Origin of the sequence: Mesorhizobium sp. 131-2-1, from assembly GCF_016756535.1 — a bacterium.
GTDB lineage: Bacteria > Pseudomonadota > Alphaproteobacteria > Rhizobiales > Rhizobiaceae > Mesorhizobium.
The window spans coordinates 875,273-891,554 of record NZ_AP023247.1 but is presented as its reverse complement, the minus strand read 5'-3'; the positions used below and the strand labels follow the sequence as shown (position 1 = coordinate 891,554).

Here is a 16,282-nt window from a genome sequence, read left to right as displayed (position 1 = left end):
AGGAGCGAAGCGACGCGGCGCAGACCCCAGGATCCATGCCGTGACGTCAAAGCGCCGCAGCGGTGCAGGAATTCTGTTCCGCCGCGTTCCTCGGCAACTGTTACGGCATGGCAACTGTGTTCATGCGAAGGCCGTTTTGTCTCGAATGATGGCATTGAGAGTGACTAGGAGCTTCCTTGCGACAGCGACGATGGCAAGTTTCTTCGATCCGGAGCGCGCGGCGAGCGCAGTGTAGAAAGTTCTGAAGCGATCGTTGGCGCGGATGGCGCCCAGCGCCGCCATGTAGAGGGCGCGGCGCACGCGCGGGCGGCCACCGCTGATCTTGCTCTTGCGCTTGGCCTTGCCGCTCTCGTTGTCGAGCGGGGCAAGGCCTGCAAGTGCCGCGATCGACTTGGGCGAGCGCCGGCCGAGCTCGGGCATGTGGGCCAGCAGCGAAAGCGCGGTGATGGTGGAGACGCCTGGTACAGAGACCATCAGCGTGTAGTCGAGAGCGGTGTCCTCGGCTTCGCGAATGGCTTTGGCAATCCGGCTTTCGAGTGCATCGATGCGTGTGTCGAAGTCGGCGATCAGACTTTCAGTCTCGGTTATGACGTCCTCATCGAAGGCCTCGCTGAGATATCTCTTCAACCTTGCCCGGATCTCAACAAGATGGTCGCGGTGGCGGGCAAGCGACTGAAGGCGTTCGCCTTTCTCGCAAGGTGCCGCCTCGGCCGCAGGCTGGTAGCGACGACCGTAGCTGCTCAGCATCCGGGCATCGAGACGATCGGTCTTGGCGCGCTGGGTCGCCGACTTCGCGTAGTGGTGGGTGTGCGCCGGATTGTGCCGCGAGAACGCAATGCCGGCCTTGCCCAGCGCATGGCGCAGCAGCCGGTCATGGACCCCGGTCGCCTCCATGACAACGAAGTCACGACCAGCGCAAAGGCCTGCCACATAGGCTTCTATCGCTTCAGCCTGGTTGGCGATCCGCTGGTAGCGGCCGCTTGCCTCATCAAAGAAGTCGAGCCTCGCTTTGGAGATGTCGCAGCCGACATAGTTCTGCACTATCATGGCCATGCCTCTTCCTGTGGTGCGGGGTCTGCTGAAGACAGCCCCGTGCAACTGTTCAGGTTGATGGTTCATTGGTGGGAAGGGACCGAGCCATGCCGCGGCCTGTCCTCGAAGGGACGACCAGGATCCTCTCGGCCTCCTTCCCACTTCAACCATAGCACTGAGCAAACACACAGGATCCTCGGGTCAAGCCCGAGGATGACGACGAGAGGGAGGGCCTAGCCAACCTCGAAGGGTGTTCCCCCGTTCACGCCGGCCCGCTCAGCCGTGGCGGCGACAGCAGATCCTCGGCGGAAATCGTCCGCGCCTCGGAAGGCAGCATGATCGGAATGCCGTCGCGCACCGGATAGGCGAGCTTGGCCACACGCGAGATCAGCTCGCCCCGCTCCGGATCCCAGGTCAGCGGACCCTTGGTCAGCGGGCAGGCCAGTAATTCCAACAGTTTCGGATCGACACTGGCCTTCTGTCCGTCACGCCCATCCGCAGCCATCGCGCTTTTTCCTTTGTCCAACTGCGGCTCAAGGTGTGTTGAGAGTCAGGTCAGGCCGGGTCGAGAATGGTGGCTTCCGAGAACCGGAGCGGAGCGCACTAAAAGTACGCGAGCACCGGAAGCGCAGGAAACCGCCATTTGCAGTCCGGCCTCGCCTAGATATCGACACAGCTTACTGCAGGCTCGAGCCAAAATCCTCATTCTCGCGCGCCAGCGCCATTTCGGTGATTGCAATCAACGTTTCGGCGCGCGTCTTCAGGTCCGCCGCCTCGAGCAGCGCCTGTTTCTCGGCCGGGCCATAGGGCGCCATCATCGACAGCGCGTTGACCAGCATGGCGTTTTCGGCGCGGCTGACGCTTTCCCAGTCGGCTTCGAGGTCGTTGGCCTGCAGATAGGCGCGGAACGCCTTGAGCAGCGATGGCCGGTCGACCTCGCCGCCGGCGCGGTCTTCGTCGAGATCGGCGAGGAAGGGCGCGATGCGGCACTGCCTGAACGGCGTCTTGGCGACGATCTCATGCGTGATGCGGAACCGGCAAACGCCCTGCAGCGAGATCAGGTAGCGGCCGTCGCCGGTCTCCGTCAGCGAGATGATGCGGCCGGCGCAGCCGACATTGCACAGGTCCGGCTCGCCGTCGTCACGCAGCGCGCCATCGAGGCTGGGCTGGATGATGCCGATCAGCCGCGCCCCGCCGACCGCTTCGTCAACCATCTGCAAGTAGCGCGGCTCGAAGATGTTGAGCGGCATGCGCCCGCCGGGCAGAAGCAGGGCGCCGGCAAGCGGAAACACCGGGATCGTCGCCGGCAGATCCGCCCCACGCCGGTAATGCGCGTTTCCCGCCTGCAATCAGTCCTCCGATCGCCTGAAGCGTCTCAAACCCGCGATCTCCTCCATCCCCGGCCCTAAGCCGGGGTCGCGCGTCGCTCTAACATGGCGCACCTGCGTCCGGCCGCAAGCCCATCCGGAAAAAACAGCTGGCGAACGGCCTCAGGCAAACAGCAGCGACGACAGTTTGCGCCGCGCCGCCAGCGTCGCCTCGTCGGTCATGCCCCAGGCCTCGAAGAATTTTAAGAGCTGCGCCTTGGCGCCATCATCGTTCCAGCCCCGGTCGGCCTTGATGATCGCCAGTAGATTGTCGGCCGCCTGCGTCCGCTCGCCCTGGGCGTTCTGGATCATCGCCAGGTCGAAGCGCGCCTGGTGGTCGGCCGGATTGGCGGCAAGGCGCCGCTCGAACTCGGCCGGATTGCCGAGCGAGGCTGCCTGCGCGGCAAGCGCGATCCTGGCGCGCAGCGCGGCGAGCGGCGGCGCGTCCTTCTTGTCTTCCGGCGCCCGCGCCAGAACGGCCTCGGCGCCTTCCGTGTCGCCGGCCTCGAACAGCAACTCGCCCAGCCCGGCGATCGCCTCGATCGTCTCCGGCGCCTGTTCGAGAATGGCATCATAGATGTCGGCGGCGGTCTGGACATCGCCCGCGCCGCGCGCTTCGGTTGCCGCCGCCAGCGCCTCGGCCACTTGGTTGCCGGCGCTATTCTTGCCGCCGACCTTCTTGATGAATTCGGCGATCTGGCTCTCGGGGATGGCACCCATGAAGCCGTCCACCGGCTGGCCGTTCTTGAAGGCGATGACCGCCGGGATCGACTGGATGCCGAGCTGGCCGGCGATCGAGGGGTGATCGTCGATGTTCATCTTGACCAGCTTGACCGTGCCGCCGGCGGCCTTGACCGCCTTTTCGAGCAGCGGCGTCAGCTGCTTGCAGGGGCCGCACCACGGCGCCCAGAAATCGACCAGCACCGGCTGGCGGCGCGATTCCTGGATGACGTCGGCGGCGAAGCCGGCCGTCGTGGTATCCTTGATGAGGTCGGCCGGCCCCTCGCCGAGCGAGGGCTTGGGGTCGCCGCCGCCATATTGCACGGTCGTGGCATACTGGCCGGCACTGTTGCCGAACGGATTGTTGTCGCTCATGTCGTTGCCCTTCCAGTCGCGCCGCCGGCCAGCGGGGAGGCGCGACAATCCTTGCCTAGGTCAGTTTTCGCCATCCATGTGGCGATCAAGCCGAGACTTTCAAGATAACAGCATCGTGTCCGGTTGCCTCGACGAATCTGACGAGATCGGCCGCGGCGATCGAGGTCGTCGCCTCGTTGGTGAGCGGATGCGCGTTGACGACCGCGTGGCTCATCAACTCCTGGTCGAGCACGACCTTGACCCGCCGCTCGCTATCGTTGATCAGGCCGAAGACGGTGACCGCGCCCGGGATGACGCCGAGCAGCTCCATCAGCATTTCCGGCTTGCCGAACGACACCCGGCCGGCGGCGCCGATCAGATGATGGATCTGCTTGAGATCGACCTCCGCCTCCTCGCCGACGCTGACGAGGAAGAAATTGTCCTTCTTGTCCTTGAGAAACAAGTTCTTGGTGTGGCCGCCGGCGATCTCGCCACGCAACGCCTGCGAATCGGCGACCGTGTAGAGCGGCGGATGGCGCACCGTCGACACGGCAATGCCGAGGTCGGCAAGAAAGGCATTGAGCTCGGCTTCGGTCTTCGGCATGGAATCTCTCTTCTGTCCCGCTTGATCTCGGCTCCGGCTACGCCGTTTACGGCCAATCACGGCACGGAGACAAGACCATCGGCGGGGCGCGGCGACAAATCCTGCATCTGCCGCAAAGGGAGCCTGTAGCCCTGTCGAGCTATAGTAAAAAGCTCGTCATTTCCCTGTTGCAATCGCCGCGCTCTTCAGCCATATAGGCGCGGCTTGCGGCCCGAGGCCGCGTGAGCGGGTGTAGCTCAGGGGTAGAGCACAACCTTGCCAAGGTTGGGGTCGAGCGTTCGAATCGCTTCACCCGCTCCAGTTTCCCTCCGGGGATCAAGCAAACGAAAAGCCGCGGTTTTCCGCGGCTTTTTCGCGTTTGGGGCCGACCGAAAGCAGCATTGACGAGAACGGCTCGGGAGGTCCGGGTTACTGCGCCGTTATCAGGCCTATTGCCCTGCTGACCTCAACTACTCAACCACGTGGACGCGACGCTCACTGCCGGAAACTTGAAATCCGGGTTATCGTGAATGACCGGCAGAGGGAAAGTTGGCGGAATGGCAAGCGATACACTGGCGCTTTTGATCGACGGCGACAACGCATCACCGAAGATCGTCTCGGGGCTTCTCGCGGAGATCGCAAATTACGGCACAGCAAGTGTCAGGCGAATCTACGGTGACTGGACGAAGCCAAACCTCAATGGCTGGAAAGAATGCCTGCTTGAGCATTCCATTCAACCCGTACAACAGTTCGCCTATTCGACAGGCAAGAACGCGACCGACGGCGCGATGATCATCGACGCGATGGACCTGCTCTATACGGGGCGTTTCTCCGGCTTCTGCATCGTTTCGAGCGACAGCGATTTCGCGAGGCTCGCTTCACGTATCCGTGAACAGGGCATAACCGTTTACGGGTTCGGTGAACGCAAGACGCCTCGACCGTTCATCACGGCCTGCGACAAGTTCATATATGTCGATGTGCTCGGCGGCGCGACAGCAGAGCCGCCGCAGACAACCCAGATCACCCGAGAGAAGGCCGTTGGGAAGCCCGCCAAGGCTGCTCCGGTACCCGTCAGAAACGAAGCAGAAAAGGCCCGTCCAGCGCAGGGTGGAGCCGCGAGTGGTAGGCTGGACGAGGCCGCTCTGAGCATGCTCCAGATGGCAGTGGAGGCATCGGCGGAGGAGGACGGCCGCGCGAACCTCGGGCGCGTGGGCGCTCATCTGGCAAAGCAATCTCCAGACTTCGACGCCAGAAATTACGGCTATGCGCGATTGAGCGATCTGGCGGACGCTTCCGGTATTCTCGAAGTAGAGCGCTCGGGCGACCAGCCGAAGGTTGTTATGGTGCGCCTGAAGATGAGCTGAGCCAGTATGGACATGGGCGGCAGTTTCGCTTTTGGTCGCTCCTGATCTGACCGCTAATTGCAAGCGCCACTTCGGGATCGACGCGTAAGCTGCCACGGGCCCTACGCCAGCCGCGCCCTTGTCGTCCTCGGCGTCGCCAGCAGCAGGCTGGTTTCGCTCCCCGTTATCCCTGGGATCAACCGGATGCGACGCAGCACCGCGTCGAAATCGGTCAGCGACGCCGTTCCGAGCTCGACCACCAGGTCCCAGCGGCCATTGGTGGTGTGGATGGTGGAAACCTCGGGAAAGCCGTCAAGCGCCCTGATCACGCGGTCTGCGGCGTGGCCCTCGATCTCGATCATCATCACGCCGCGTATGCGCTGGTCGACCGCGTCGGCGCGCAGCACCACCGTATAGCCGATGATCTCGCCCGCCTTTTCCAGCCTCTCCATGCGCGATCGCACCGTCGCGCGCGAAACGCCGAGATCGACCGCGAGATCGGAGACACTGCGCCGCGCATCGTGCCTCAGCAGCGTCACCAGCCTTTCGTCTAGGGTATCCATGATTGCTCACTTTGATCAATCTATCTGCGCAATATGATAGAATGTTCTTCTCGAAATGCCAATTTCGCCTGTTCAAACCGCCGGGCCACCATGATCCAATCGCGCAATCAATCGCAAGGACGGAAAGAATCATGCGCTGCAGGATCGTTGGCGCGCCGGTGCAGGACGGCGCGGGCAGGATGGGATGCGAGATGGGGCCGAGCGCGCTGCGCACGGCGGGGCTCGTCTCGGTGCTGGCGGAACTCGGCCATCAGGTCGAGGACTGGGGCACGGTCGAGAAGGCTGAGGCGCGCGCCGTCGTCCACGGCAACCTCGCGCTGAAAGCCCTGCCGGAGATTTCCGCCTGGACGGCGGCGATCGCCGAGACCGCCTATGCTGCCTCGAGGGAGGCCATGCCGATCTTCCTCGGCGGCGACCACTCGATCTCCGCCGGCACGGTGTCCGGCGTCGCGCGCCGGGCCGCCGAGCTCGGCCGGCCGCTGTTCGTGCTCTGGCTCGACGCGCATCCGGATTTCCACACGCTCGACACCACCACCAGCGGCAATCTGCACGGCGTGCCGCTCGCCTATGCCAGCGGGCAGGCGGGCTTCAAGGGCTATTTCCCCGACCTGCCCACGGCCGTCGACCCAGCCCGCATCTGCACCATCGGCCTGCGCAGCGTCGACCCGGCCGAGCGTCGCGCGCTGAACGAAGCCGGCGTCACCGTGCACGACATGCGCGCCGTGGACGAGCATGGCATCGCGCCGCTGCTGCGCGCCTTCCTGGCCCGCGTCGAGGAGGACAACGGCCTGCTGCATGTCAGCCTGGACGTCGACTTCCTCGACCCGTCGATCGCGCCGGCCGTCGGCACCACCGTGCCCGGCGGCGCCACCTTCCGCGAGGCGCATCTGGTGATGGAGATGCTGTCCGACAGCGGCCTGGTTTCCAGCCTCGACCTTGTCGAACTCAACCCGTTCCTCGACGAGCGCGGCCGCACCGCCACTTTGATGGTCGACCTCACCGCCAGCCTGATGGGCCGCCGCATCATGGACCGCCCGACCCGCAGCCATTCCGGAAGCATCTGACCATGACCCAGCCGTCCCGCCTTGCCATCGTCCCCTTCGTCAGCGTCGACCGCATGATGAAGCTGGTGCTCACCATCGGCGTCGAGCGCTTCCTCACCGAGCTCGCCGCCTATATCGAGGAGGATTTCCGCCGCTGGGAGCTGTTCGACAAGACTCCGCGCATCGCCTCGCACAGCCATGACGGCGTCATCGAGCTGATGCCGACCAGCGACGGCAAGATGTACGGCTTCAAATACGTCAACGGCCATCCGAAGAACATGCGCGAGGGCCGCCAGACGGTCACCGCCTTCGGCGTGCTCGCCGATGTCGGCTCCGGCTATCCGATGCTGTTGACCGAGATGACCATCCTGACGGCGCTGCGCACCGCCGCCACCTCCGCCGTCGCGGCCAAGTACCTGGCGCCCAAGGGCAGCCAAGCCATGGCCATCATCGGCAACGGCGCCCAGTCCGAATTCCAGGCCATCGCCTTCAAGGCGCTGCTCGGCATCGACCGGCTGCGGCTCTACGACATCGACCGCTCGGCCTCCGAAAAATGCGCCCGCAACCTCGCCGGCAAGGGTTTTGACATCACCATCTGTTCGACGGGGCAGGACGCGGTGGAAGGCGTCGACATCATCACCACGGTGACGGCCGACAAGCAGTACGCCACCATCCTCACCGACAACATGGTCGGCTCCGGCGTCCACATCAACGCCGTCGGCGGCGACTGCCCCGGCAAGACCGAGCTGCATCGCGACATCCTGCTGCGTTCCGACATTTTCGTCGAGTTCCCGCCGCAGACGCGCATCGAGGGCGAGATCCAGCAGCTCGACGCCGACCATCCGGTGACCGAGCTGTGGCAGGTGATGACCGGCAACGCGCAAGGGCGCAAGGCTCCGGAGCAGATCACGCTGTTCGATTCGGTCGGCTTCGCCACTGAGGATTTTTCCGCGCTGCGCTACGTCCGCGACCAGCTTCAGGCCACCGGCCTCTATGAGGAGCTCGACCTGCTCGCCGATCCCGACGAGCCGCGCGACCTGTTCGGCATGCTGCTGAGGGCAGCCATGCAGCCGGCGGCTTGAGGCCTGTCGCCGACGGCTGCTTTAGTCGCATAGGGCGCTCCCCCTCTCCGTCTCGGCTTCGCCGAGCCACCTCTCCCCCACCTTGTGGGGGCGAGGAACCCAAGCTTTTCAATGCCGCGACGGCAGCGGTTAGCGGTTCCTCGCCCCCATGAAATGGGGGAGAGGTGGCCGCGTAGCGGACGGAGAGGGGGCTGGCGCTGCCATATTCGGGAGAGGTGCCGGCAGGAGATGAAGGGCAGCGACCTCCTTGATGTCGCCAACACCTACCCGCGCAACGGCGCGCAGCTTTCCCTCTCGATGAGGACAGGCATCAGCACTTCCCGGCGCGAGTGCGCGGCCGGCTCGGCGACGCGCTCCAAAAGCAGGCTCACCGCCCGCGTGCCGATCTTCTCCACCGGCTGCGCGATCGTCGTCAGCGGCGGCCAGGTGGTGACGGCGTAGGGGATATCGTCGAAGCCGATCATCGATATGTCGTCGGGAACGCGCAATCCGCGCGAGCGCAGCGCGGTGATGGCGCCCATGGCCATCAGGTCGTTGCAGGCGAACACCGCCGTGATGTCGGGTGCCTGCGCCAGCAGCCGCTCCATCGCCAGGCGGCCTCCGGAAAAATGATAGTCGGAATCGACCACCGCATCCGCGGGCAGTTCGACGCACGCTTCCCCCAGCGCCCGCACAAAGCCGCGCAGGCGGGCAGGACTGGAGCTCGAATCGCGCGGGCCGCCGATGACGCCGATCCGCTTGTGCCCGAGCCCGACCAGGTGCCGGCCGGCGAGATAGCCGCCGTGATCGTGGTCGACCAGCACGGTGTCGACATTGACGGAATGGATCTCGCGGTCGAGCAGCACCGCCGGCACTGCGGCGGACAGCTGCGAGAACACCCGCGCATGGTCGGACGAGCCGGCAAAGATCAGCCCGTCGATCTGCTTGGCCATCAGCACCGAAAGATAGCGCTCTTCCTTTTCGGCGCTGCCGTCGGAGTTGCACAGGATCACCGTGTAGCCGGCGACGAACCCGGCATCCTCGATCTGGCGCGCCACGCTGGCGAAGAACGGGTTGGAATTGTCCGGCAGAAGCAGGCCGATGGTCTTGGTCTCGCCGCGCCTGAGGCTTCGCGCCAGCGAGTTCGGGCTGTAGCGCAGCGCCGCGATCGCCGCGCGCACGCGCTCGGCCGTCTCCGGCTCGACATGGCGCGTGCGGTTCATCACATGCGAGACCGTTGCGACGGACACTCCCGCATAGCGCGCGACATCGGCAATCGTTGTCATGGCCCCTGGTCCCAGCGCTCCCACATTTTCCCAGGCAATTCCGGACGGAAAACCGCTACGCACTTTTCCTGGAATTGCTCTAACGGATCTTGCGCAACAGCCTCTCCCGATATGCGTCTAGGATGACGGCGAGCACAATGACAAGCCCAATCACGATCGGCTTGAAATTGTCACCGACGCCGAGCAGCTGCAAACCGGTGCTCAGAACCTGCAGAATGCAGGCCCCGACCAGCGTGCCGACGATCGAGCCCTTGCCGCCGCTGAGGCTGGTGCCGCCGATGATGACGGCGGCAATCGCATTGAGCTCGTAGCCGACGCCGGCGATCGGACTGCCGATGTTGAGGCGCAACAGATAGACCATCGCCGCGATGCCGGCGGTCAGCCCGCTGATGGTGAAGGCCGCGACCTTGTAGAAATCCGGATTGTGGCCGGAGAGCCGCACCGCCTCGTCATTGGTGCCGACGGCGAAGATCATGCGGCCGAAGACGGTGAAGCGCAGCACGAACCAGCCGACCGCGATCACCAGCACCGCGACAAGGAAGATCGAGGGCAGGAAGCCGCCGATGATCAGATTGCCGAAATCGACGAAGCTTTGCGGCAGGCCGGTGATGGTCGAATTGTCGCTGACCACGCGGGCGGCGCCCGCGGCCATGTTGAGCATGCCTAGCGTGACGATGAAGGACGGGATCTTCCAGCGCGTCGAAATCCAGCCGTTGAGGAAGCCGCAGGCAGCGCCCGTCGCCATGCAGGCGATGAGCGCCAGCGTGATCGCCACCGCCGGCGACAGGCTCTCGTCGATCATGATGGTGGCGCCGACCACCGTGCAGAGCGCCAGCACCGAGCCGACGGAAAGGTCGATGCCGCCGGTGAGGATGACGAAGGTCATGCCCGCGGCCAGAACCGTGTTGATGGCGATCTGCACGAAGATCTTCAGCGCGTTGCCCGAGGTGGCGAAATAGGGCGCGCTGACGGAGAAGAAGATCGTGATCAGCACCAGCGCCAGCAGCACGCCGGCGTCGCGGATCAGGAAGCGCAGGAATTTCGCCCTGCCGGGGGGAACAGGCGCCGACACGACAGCTTCGGACGTCTCGCTCATGGTCTCACATACTCCTGATAGGCGAGCGACAGGATGCGCTCCTGGTCGAATTCGGCGCGCGGCACCTCACCGACGATCTTGTCCTTGGAAAAGACGATGATGCGGTGGCACATGCCCATCAGCTCGGGCAGGTCGGACGACACCATGATGATGCCTTTCTGCGCCGCCGCCAGCATCCACAAGAGCTGGTAGATTTCGCGCCGCGCGCCGATGTCGACGCCGCGCGTCGGCTCGTCGAGGATCAGCGTCGAGGTGCCGCGGAACAGCCATTTGGCCAGCACCACCTTCTGCTGGTTGCCGCCCGAAAGGTTGCGCACCGCCTGCTCGATCGAGCTTGCCTTGACGCGCAGTTGGCCGACCAGGTCGGTGGCCGCCGCGGCCTCGGCCCTGCGGTTGACCAGCCCATGGTGCGAAACCTTGCCGAGATCGGTGATGGTGATGTTCTTGTCAACCGGCAGGTCGAGCAGCAGGCCTTGCCCCTTGCGGTCCTCGGTAAGCAGGCTCAAGCCATGCCGCACCGCGTCCCTGGGTGATGCGATCGCCACCGGCCTGCCGTCGATCTCGACGACGCCGTCAAGCTTGGCGTCGGCGCCGAACAGGGCCCGCATGGCTTCCGTCCGGCCGCTGCCGACCAGGCCGGCGACGCCCAGGATCTCGCCATGCCGCACATCGAAGGAGATGGCCGGCGTCGTGGCGTCGCGCTTCAGATTGGTGACGCTGAGCGCGACCTTGCCCGGCACGATCGAGGCATCGAAGCTGTATTCGTCGGCGATGTCGCGGCCGATCATCATGCGCACCAGATCGGGCACGCTGAGGCCGTGCAGATCGCGGGTCGCGACCAGCCTGCCGTTGCGCAGCACCGTCACCCGGTCGCCGATCTCGAACACCTCGTGCAGGCGGTGCGAGATGTAGATGATGGTGACGCCCCTGGTCTTCAGCCGCTTGATGATGGCGAACAGGCGCTCGATTTCCGGCGGCGTCAGCGTCGCCGTCGGCTCGTCGAGGACGAGAAGCTTGCTGTCGTAGCTCAGCGCCTTGGCAATCTCGACCAGCTGCATCTGCGCGACGCCAAGCGCCTCGACGCGCGTCCTTGGATCGATGTCGAGCCCGACCTCCTTGAGCAGGGCCAGGGCGCGCCGGTTGAGCGCCTTGCCGTCGACGATGCCGAAGCGGCGGCGCGGCAGGCTTTCCAGCATCAGATTCTCGGCGATGCTGAGATAGGGCAGCAGGTTGAGCTCCTGATGCACGATGCGGATGCCGCTCTGCTGCGCATCATGCGGCGTCTTCGGCTGGTAGGCCGCGCCATTGAAGGTGATCGCGCCGCTGTCCGGCCGGTAGATGCCGGCCAGAAGCTTGATCAGCGTCGACTTGCCGGCGCCGTTCTCGCCCAGGATGATGTGGGTTTCGCCACGCGCGATCGACAGCGACACATCGCTCAGCGCGACAGCGCCGGGGAAAATCTTCCCGACCCCTTCAAGGGAAAGAATGATGTCGTCCATGCGGCATGATCCTGTTGCGCTCTTCTACCGCAAAAGCCGGCAAGAGCGCGCGGTCATCGCCGCCGGAATTGCCGGGCGGCGATGACGAGGCGTGCGGGGCGGAGCGACGGCGCCAGCATTTGAAATGCCGGCGCCGTTGCGCATGCATCAGGCGGTGATCAGCTTGATGTCGGTCTTGACCCAGCCGGTGAACTTCTCGCCGGCGAGCTCGCGCAGGCCGTAGTCGATGCCGAGGGCCGCCATCTGCGCGCCATACTGCTCGACGGTGGCGAGCATCTTGCCTTCCTTCAGCAGCGGCCCGACCGCCGGGATGTTGTCGAAGCCGACCACCTTGATCTGGCCGGACTTGCCGGCCGCGTCGATCGCCTTGACGACGCCGAGCGCCATCGAGTCGTTGGCCGCCATCACGCCCTGGATGTCGGGATGCTGGGTCATGAAGTTGGTCATCAGCGTGTTGGCTTCTTCGGTCTCCCAATGCGCCGTCTTGGAGTCGAGCAGGTCGAGGCCGTGCTCCTTCACCGCATCGTCGAAGCCGAGCTTGCGCTCCTTGGCGTTGTCGGCCTCCGGATTGCCCTCGAGGATGACCACCTTGCCGCCTTTGCCCAGCGCCTTGCCAAGCGCATCGCCGGCGAGCTTGGCGCCGGCGCGGTTGTCGGGACCGAAGAAGGCGAGGTCGATGCCGGCCTTCTTCTTGGCTTCCGTATCCAGCGCAACGTCGATGTTGATGACCTTGATGCCGGCCTTCAGGGCCTTGGCGATCGGCGTCACCATGGCCTTCGAATCGGCCGGAGCGACGACGATGACGTTGAAGTTCTGGGTGATGAAGTTCTCGATGGCGTCGACCTGCGCGGCAAAGTCGCGCTCGTCCTTCATGCCGACGGCGGCGAAATCGAACTTGTCCTTGTTCTTGGCAGCGTAGTCCTCGGCGCCGGCCTGCATCTGCTTGAAGAACTCGTTGGCGAGCGACTTCATGACCAGGCCGACCTTCGGCTTGTCGGCGGCGAAGGCCGGTCCGAGCGGCAGCGCCAGGGCGCCGGCAGCCAATGCGCTGGTCTTGAGGAACTGACGGCGCGAGAACCGGCCTAGATCGAGGCCGCGCGTGTTCGAAATCTTGCTCATGCTTTCCTCCACTGATTGAGTTCGTAATCGGTTACGTAACCGATTACGCCGCAGGTTAGTGTGCCGGTCTGCCAAGTGTCAATATCCGCGCGAAGGTCAATGACCCGGCCTCGGATCATCACATTGTGGCAAGTCGACCCTGTAGCGACTGGACGCCAACATCATGGCGCGTCTATGGACGGACAGCCGTCAAGCCGCCGATTCCGATGCATGATCTGACACCCATCCTTTCGACCGTCACCGCCTCCTTCCTCGCTTCCTTCGTCGAGGTGGTCGAGGCCTTCACCATCGTGCTGGCTGTCGGCGTGACACGGAGCTGGCGGCCGGCGCTGACCGGTGCGGCACTCGCGCTGGCCGTGCTGGCTGCGCTGGTGGTCGCCTTCGGCCCGCTGCTCGCGCTCGTCCCCATCACCGTCCTGCAGTTTGTGGTCGGCGTGCTTCTGGTCCTGTTCGGCATGCGCTGGCTGCGCAAGGCGATCCTGCGCGGCGCCGGCATCATAGCGCTGCGCGACGAAGAGCTGGCCTTTTCGAAGGAGACCGCCGCCTTGCAACAGCAGGCCAGCGACCGCCGGGCCGACTATCTGGCCGGGCTCGCGGCCTTCAAGGCGGTGCTGCTTGAGGGTGTCGAGGTGGTGTTCATCGTCATTGCCGTCGGCGCGGCGCACGGCCAGACGCTTTTCGCCAGCCTTGGCGCGCTGGCGGCCTTCATCCTGGTGATGCTGATCGGTCTCGCCGTGCACCGGCCACTAGCGCGCGTGCCGGAAAACGCGCTCAAATTCATCGTCGGGCTGATGCTGACCAGCTTTGGCGTCTTTTGGACCGGCGAGGGCCTTGGCGCCGCGTGGCCGGGCGAGGATTTCGCCCTGCTTGCCATCTTCGCCATCGTTGCGCTTGCCTCCTTTGCCATGGTCGGCTGGCTGCGCAGATCCGCGCCAGCGGGAGAGACCGCGCGATGAACATCGTCCGTCTGGTGCTGAAGGAGCTCTTCGGCATGTTCGTCGACGATGGCAGCCTGGCCCTGCTGGCGCTGATCCTGATCGCTCTGATCGCCGCCGCGGTGAAACTGCTCGGGCTGCCGCCGCTCATCGGCGGCTTCCTGCTCCTGGCCGGCTGCCTGGCGATCCTTCTGGAAAGCACCCGCCGCGCGGCGCGCGGCAAGCGGCGATGATCAGTAGACGGTGAACAGGGTGGGCAGGACGCCGCTCATCCGCAAATACTCGACCGTTTCGATCAGCGGGAACAGCGCCAGGAAATAGAGCCCGTCGCGGAAGGTGCTCTTCAGCGCACTCGTGGAGAACAGCCACTGGTCCTGGTCTCGATAAAGCATCGGGTTCGGCCAGAACCGGGGCGTCCGCTCGGCATAGGCCGCATAGGCCGCGCCGAACTTGCCAAACAGGAACTCGGCCTCCTTGCGCGCTGTGAAGCGGAAGACGAGGAAGCTCGCCAGGCCAAGGATCACGGCCGCCAGCACCGACCCGAACATCAATCCGATGCCGACCGCACCGACCGTCGAGAAGAAATAGAGCGGGTTCTGCATCATCGAGAACGGACCTGAGACGATCAGCTCGTCGTTCTTCCTGCCGCCGACATAGAGGATGCTCCACAGACGGCCGAGGACGCAGCCGAGCACTAGGATGAAGCCCGCAAGCTCCAGCGATTCGTGCGCGCCCGAGCTCTCGCTGAGAAACGGCTTTGAGAACAGGAGCAGGCCGATGGCAACCACGGCGGCGACCTGCACGACGATCAGGCGCTTGTGCTGGTCGAACGCCTTCGGCGCCGACTTCAGGGAAGCGTAAGCCATTCTGTTTTCGCTGCTCCAGCGGCCATCGCGATAGGAAACGTGCCGTTCAACTAGCCTTTCTCCCGCCCGATGGCGAGGTCCCGGCGATATTTTCAGGTCATTCTTACGAATTTGTAAGGCCGCGGACAGGCTGAGGTGAATTGGCGCGCCTAACCTCGTGACTGCCGCCGCACGGGATTTGAGGCGGATCTTTTCAGACGCTGCCGAAGATCGGCTCAGATCAGGACCCGAAATCCATGACCAAATTTGTTGTCGCCTTTTCGCTTGCCGCGATTGCCGTCGCCCACCCGCTTTCGACCGCATCGGCCGCGCCGACCCCTTGCGAGACCGCGCTCAAGGATCTGCGCTCCGCTGAAGCGACGGCAAAGCTCAGCGACGCCGACAAGAACAAGGTTTCCGAACTGGAGACCAAAGGCATCGAGCGCTGCAATGCCGACGACGACAAGCGCGCCGACGACTTCTTCGCCCAGGCGATGAAGATCCTGGGCAAGTGATGCGCGCACGCAAGGGAGCCAACCATGCCGTCACCGGCCAACGAATTCGCCGCGCCCCCGGTCAACCGGGTTCCGGACGTCACCGTCGATTTCTGGATGATCAAGGTCTTGGCGGTAACCATGGGCGAGACGGCTGCCGACTATCTGGCCGTTAATCTCGGCCTTGGTCTCACCTTCACTTCGCTCATCATGACCGGCGTCCTTATCGTCGCCCTCGCCCTGCAATTCGCGCAGAAGCGTTACGTGCCCTGGGCTTACTGGCTGGCGGTCGTGCTGATCAGCGTCGTCGGCACCCTCGTTACGGACAATCTCGTCGACAATTTCGGCGTAGGGCTGGAGACGACGACATTTTGCTTCACCATCGTGCTCGCTTTGACTTTCCTGGCCTGGTACGCGAGCGAAAGGACCCTGTCGATCCACACCATCTTCACCACCCGGCGCGAGATCTTCTACTGGCTTGCGATCCTGTTCACCTTCTCGCTGGGCACGGCCGCCGGCGATCTGATGGCCGAGACTTTCGACCTGGGCTATCTCACCACCGGTCTCATCTTCGGCGGCGTCATTGTGCTCATCGCCGTCGGCTACTACGCCTTCGGCCTCGACGCCATCCTTGCCTTCTGGCTCGCCTATATCCTGACCCGACCGCTCGGCGCGTCCTTCGGCGACCTGCTTGCCCAGCCGGTCGAGTATGGCGGCATGGGCTTCGGCACCACGGTCACCAGCGTTATCTTCCTCGGCTGCATAATCGCGCTGGTTCTCTACATGACATTGAAACAGACCGTCGATGAGGCCGAAAACATCCTGCTCGACGCCGACTGAAGCATTCCAGGAAAATCGTGTAGCGTTTTGCGTCGGCAATTGCGTCAGGCCAAGAGATACGGCCAAGAAAAAGCCGCAGGCAGGGCTAGCATGCCGGCGCGA

General features: G+C 64.4%; 18 protein-coding genes and 1 tRNA gene. 8 read left to right on the top strand and 11 right to left on the bottom strand.

The window, feature by feature from the left end:
• Window positions 1-120: 120 nt before the first annotated feature.
• The 5 genes from JG743_RS04280 to JG743_RS04260 form a co-directional block, all read right to left on the bottom strand.
• The gene (locus JG743_RS04280) at window positions 121-1,053 is read right to left on the bottom strand and encodes an IS110 family transposase (RefSeq protein WP_202292791.1); all 933 of its coding nucleotides are present in this window, start codon (window positions 1,051-1,053) and stop codon (window positions 121-123) included.
• A 241-nt stretch (window positions 1,054-1,294) separates the two neighbouring features.
• Window positions 1,295-1,537, bottom strand: coding sequence for a Trm112 family protein (locus JG743_RS04275; RefSeq protein WP_202298602.1), 243 nt, complete (start codon window positions 1,535-1,537; stop codon window positions 1,295-1,297).
• 172 nt (window positions 1,538-1,709) lie between these two features.
• A complete protein-coding gene (locus JG743_RS04270) occupies window positions 1,710-2,381 on the bottom strand; it encodes an LON peptidase substrate-binding domain-containing protein (RefSeq protein WP_202298601.1) in 672 nt (223 codons plus the stop codon).
• Between the two features lie 141 nt (window positions 2,382-2,522).
• Window positions 2,523-3,494 (bottom strand): thioredoxin, encoded by a 972-nt coding sequence (trxA, locus tag JG743_RS04265; protein WP_202298600.1) that lies wholly within the window; start codon window positions 3,492-3,494, stop codon window positions 2,523-2,525.
• 85 nt (window positions 3,495-3,579) lie between these two features.
• The gene (locus JG743_RS04260) at window positions 3,580-4,077 is read right to left on the bottom strand and encodes a prolyl-tRNA synthetase associated domain-containing protein (RefSeq protein ID WP_202298599.1); all 498 of its coding nucleotides are present in this window, start codon (window positions 4,075-4,077) and stop codon (window positions 3,580-3,582) included.
• Window positions 4,078-4,302: 225 nt separating this feature from the next.
• Between JG743_RS04260 and JG743_RS04255 the strand changes: the two genes are divergently transcribed.
• Window positions 4,303-4,377, top strand: a tRNA-Gly gene (locus tag JG743_RS04255).
• A 236-nt stretch (window positions 4,378-4,613) separates the two neighbouring features.
• Window positions 4,614-5,420, top strand: a complete 807-nt coding sequence (locus JG743_RS04250; RefSeq protein ID WP_202298598.1) for an NYN domain-containing protein — start codon at window positions 4,614-4,616, stop codon at window positions 5,418-5,420.
• A 101-nt stretch (window positions 5,421-5,521) separates the two neighbouring features.
• Here JG743_RS04250 and JG743_RS04245 read toward each other — a convergent pair whose 3' ends face one another.
• Window positions 5,522-5,962: an Lrp/AsnC family transcriptional regulator gene (locus JG743_RS04245; RefSeq protein ID WP_202298597.1), complete on the bottom strand. Its 441-nt coding sequence runs from the start codon at window positions 5,960-5,962 to the stop codon at window positions 5,522-5,524.
• 131 nt (window positions 5,963-6,093) lie between these two features.
• Here JG743_RS04245 and rocF point away from each other — a divergent pair, with 131 nt between their 5' ends.
• On the top strand, window positions 6,094-7,026 hold the full coding sequence (rocF, locus tag JG743_RS04240; protein WP_202298596.1) for an arginase: 933 nt from the start codon (window positions 6,094-6,096) through the stop codon (window positions 7,024-7,026).
• Between the two features lie 2 nt (window positions 7,027-7,028).
• The gene (locus JG743_RS04235) at window positions 7,029-8,087 is read left to right on the top strand and encodes an ornithine cyclodeaminase (protein ID WP_202298595.1); all 1,059 of its coding nucleotides are present in this window, start codon (window positions 7,029-7,031) and stop codon (window positions 8,085-8,087) included.
• A 263-nt stretch (window positions 8,088-8,350) separates the two neighbouring features.
• On the opposite strand, the gene JG743_RS04230 is transcribed toward JG743_RS04235, so the two are convergent.
• The 4 genes from JG743_RS04230 to JG743_RS04215 all read right to left on the bottom strand — a co-directional run bounded on the left by JG743_RS04230 (window position 8,351) and on the right by JG743_RS04215 (window position 13,066).
• Window positions 8,351-9,352, bottom strand: a complete 1,002-nt coding sequence (locus JG743_RS04230) for a LacI family DNA-binding transcriptional regulator (RefSeq protein WP_202298594.1) — start codon at window positions 9,350-9,352, stop codon at window positions 8,351-8,353.
• Between the two features lie 79 nt (window positions 9,353-9,431).
• A complete protein-coding gene (locus JG743_RS04225; RefSeq protein WP_202298593.1) occupies window positions 9,432-10,448 on the bottom strand; it encodes an ABC transporter permease in 1,017 nt (338 codons plus the stop codon).
• On the bottom strand, window positions 10,445-11,947 hold the full coding sequence (locus tag JG743_RS04220) for a sugar ABC transporter ATP-binding protein (RefSeq protein ID WP_202298592.1): 1,503 nt from the start codon (window positions 11,945-11,947) through the stop codon (window positions 10,445-10,447). The genes JG743_RS04225 and JG743_RS04220 overlap by 4 nt, the downstream gene beginning before the upstream one ends.
• Before the next feature lie 147 nt (window positions 11,948-12,094).
• Window positions 12,095-13,066: a sugar ABC transporter substrate-binding protein gene (locus tag JG743_RS04215; protein ID WP_202298591.1), complete on the bottom strand. Its 972-nt coding sequence runs from the start codon at window positions 13,064-13,066 to the stop codon at window positions 12,095-12,097.
• A gap of 206 nt (window positions 13,067-13,272) precedes the next feature.
• Between JG743_RS04215 and JG743_RS04210 the strand changes: the two genes are divergently transcribed.
• Window positions 13,273-14,022, top strand: coding sequence for a COG4280 domain-containing protein (locus tag JG743_RS04210; protein WP_202298590.1), 750 nt, complete (start codon window positions 13,273-13,275; stop codon window positions 14,020-14,022).
• Window positions 14,019-14,234, top strand: coding sequence for a hypothetical protein (locus tag JG743_RS04205; RefSeq protein WP_202298589.1), 216 nt, complete (start codon window positions 14,019-14,021; stop codon window positions 14,232-14,234). Before JG743_RS04210 ends, JG743_RS04205 begins: the two co-directional genes overlap by 4 nt.
• On the opposite strand, the gene JG743_RS04200 is transcribed toward JG743_RS04205, so the two are convergent.
• A complete protein-coding gene (locus tag JG743_RS04200) occupies window positions 14,235-14,867 on the bottom strand; it encodes a methyltransferase family protein (RefSeq protein WP_202298588.1) in 633 nt (210 codons plus the stop codon). It abuts the gene before it with no gap.
• Window positions 14,868-15,103: 236 nt separating this feature from the next.
• Between JG743_RS04200 and JG743_RS04195 the strand changes: the two genes are divergently transcribed.
• Both JG743_RS04195 and JG743_RS04190 read left to right on the top strand, forming a co-directional pair.
• Window positions 15,104-15,361, top strand: a complete 258-nt coding sequence (locus JG743_RS04195; protein ID WP_202298587.1) for a hypothetical protein — start codon at window positions 15,104-15,106, stop codon at window positions 15,359-15,361.
• Window positions 15,362-15,385: 24 nt separating this feature from the next.
• Window positions 15,386-16,180, top strand: coding sequence for a COG4705 family protein (locus JG743_RS04190; RefSeq protein WP_202298586.1), 795 nt, complete (start codon window positions 15,386-15,388; stop codon window positions 16,178-16,180).
• The last annotated feature ends 102 nt before the right edge of the window (window positions 16,181-16,282 follow it).

Excerpts from the sequence above, each read along its gene's own strand:
- JG743_RS04280 (WP_202292791.1), bottom strand. The coding sequence starts at position 1,053 with ATGGCCATGATAGTGCAGAACTATGTCGGCTGCGACATCTCCAAAGCG.
- JG743_RS04275 (WP_202298602.1), bottom strand. The coding sequence starts at position 1,537 with ATGGCTGCGGATGGGCGTGACGGACAGAAGGCCAGTGTCGATCCGAAA.
- trxA (WP_202298600.1), bottom strand. The coding sequence starts at position 3,494 with ATGAGCGACAACAATCCGTTCGGCAACAGTGCCGGCCAGTATGCCACG.
- JG743_RS04260 (WP_202298599.1), bottom strand. The coding sequence starts at position 4,077 with ATGCCGAAGACCGAAGCCGAGCTCAATGCCTTTCTTGCCGACCTCGGC.
- JG743_RS04250 (WP_202298598.1), top strand. The coding sequence starts at position 4,614 with ATGGCAAGCGATACACTGGCGCTTTTGATCGACGGCGACAACGCATCA.
- JG743_RS04245 (WP_202298597.1), bottom strand. The coding sequence starts at position 5,962 with ATGGATACCCTAGACGAAAGGCTGGTGACGCTGCTGAGGCACGATGCG.
- rocF (WP_202298596.1), top strand. The coding sequence starts at position 6,094 with ATGCGCTGCAGGATCGTTGGCGCGCCGGTGCAGGACGGCGCGGGCAGG.
- JG743_RS04235 (WP_202298595.1), top strand. The coding sequence starts at position 7,029 with ATGACCCAGCCGTCCCGCCTTGCCATCGTCCCCTTCGTCAGCGTCGAC.
- JG743_RS04230 (WP_202298594.1), bottom strand. The coding sequence starts at position 9,352 with ATGACAACGATTGCCGATGTCGCGCGCTATGCGGGAGTGTCCGTCGCA.
- JG743_RS04225 (WP_202298593.1), bottom strand. The coding sequence starts at position 10,448 with ATGAGCGAGACGTCCGAAGCTGTCGTGTCGGCGCCTGTTCCCCCCGGC.
- JG743_RS04220 (WP_202298592.1), bottom strand. The coding sequence starts at position 11,947 with ATGGACGACATCATTCTTTCCCTTGAAGGGGTCGGGAAGATTTTCCCC.
- JG743_RS04215 (WP_202298591.1), bottom strand. The coding sequence starts at position 13,066 with ATGAGCAAGATTTCGAACACGCGCGGCCTCGATCTAGGCCGGTTCTCG.
- JG743_RS04210 (WP_202298590.1), top strand. The coding sequence starts at position 13,273 with ATGCATGATCTGACACCCATCCTTTCGACCGTCACCGCCTCCTTCCTC.
- JG743_RS04205 (WP_202298589.1), top strand. The coding sequence starts at position 14,019 with ATGAACATCGTCCGTCTGGTGCTGAAGGAGCTCTTCGGCATGTTCGTC.
- JG743_RS04200 (WP_202298588.1), bottom strand. The coding sequence starts at position 14,867 with ATGGCTTACGCTTCCCTGAAGTCGGCGCCGAAGGCGTTCGACCAGCAC.
- JG743_RS04195 (WP_202298587.1), top strand. The coding sequence starts at position 15,104 with ATGACCAAATTTGTTGTCGCCTTTTCGCTTGCCGCGATTGCCGTCGCC.
- JG743_RS04190 (WP_202298586.1), top strand. The coding sequence starts at position 15,386 with ATGCCGTCACCGGCCAACGAATTCGCCGCGCCCCCGGTCAACCGGGTT.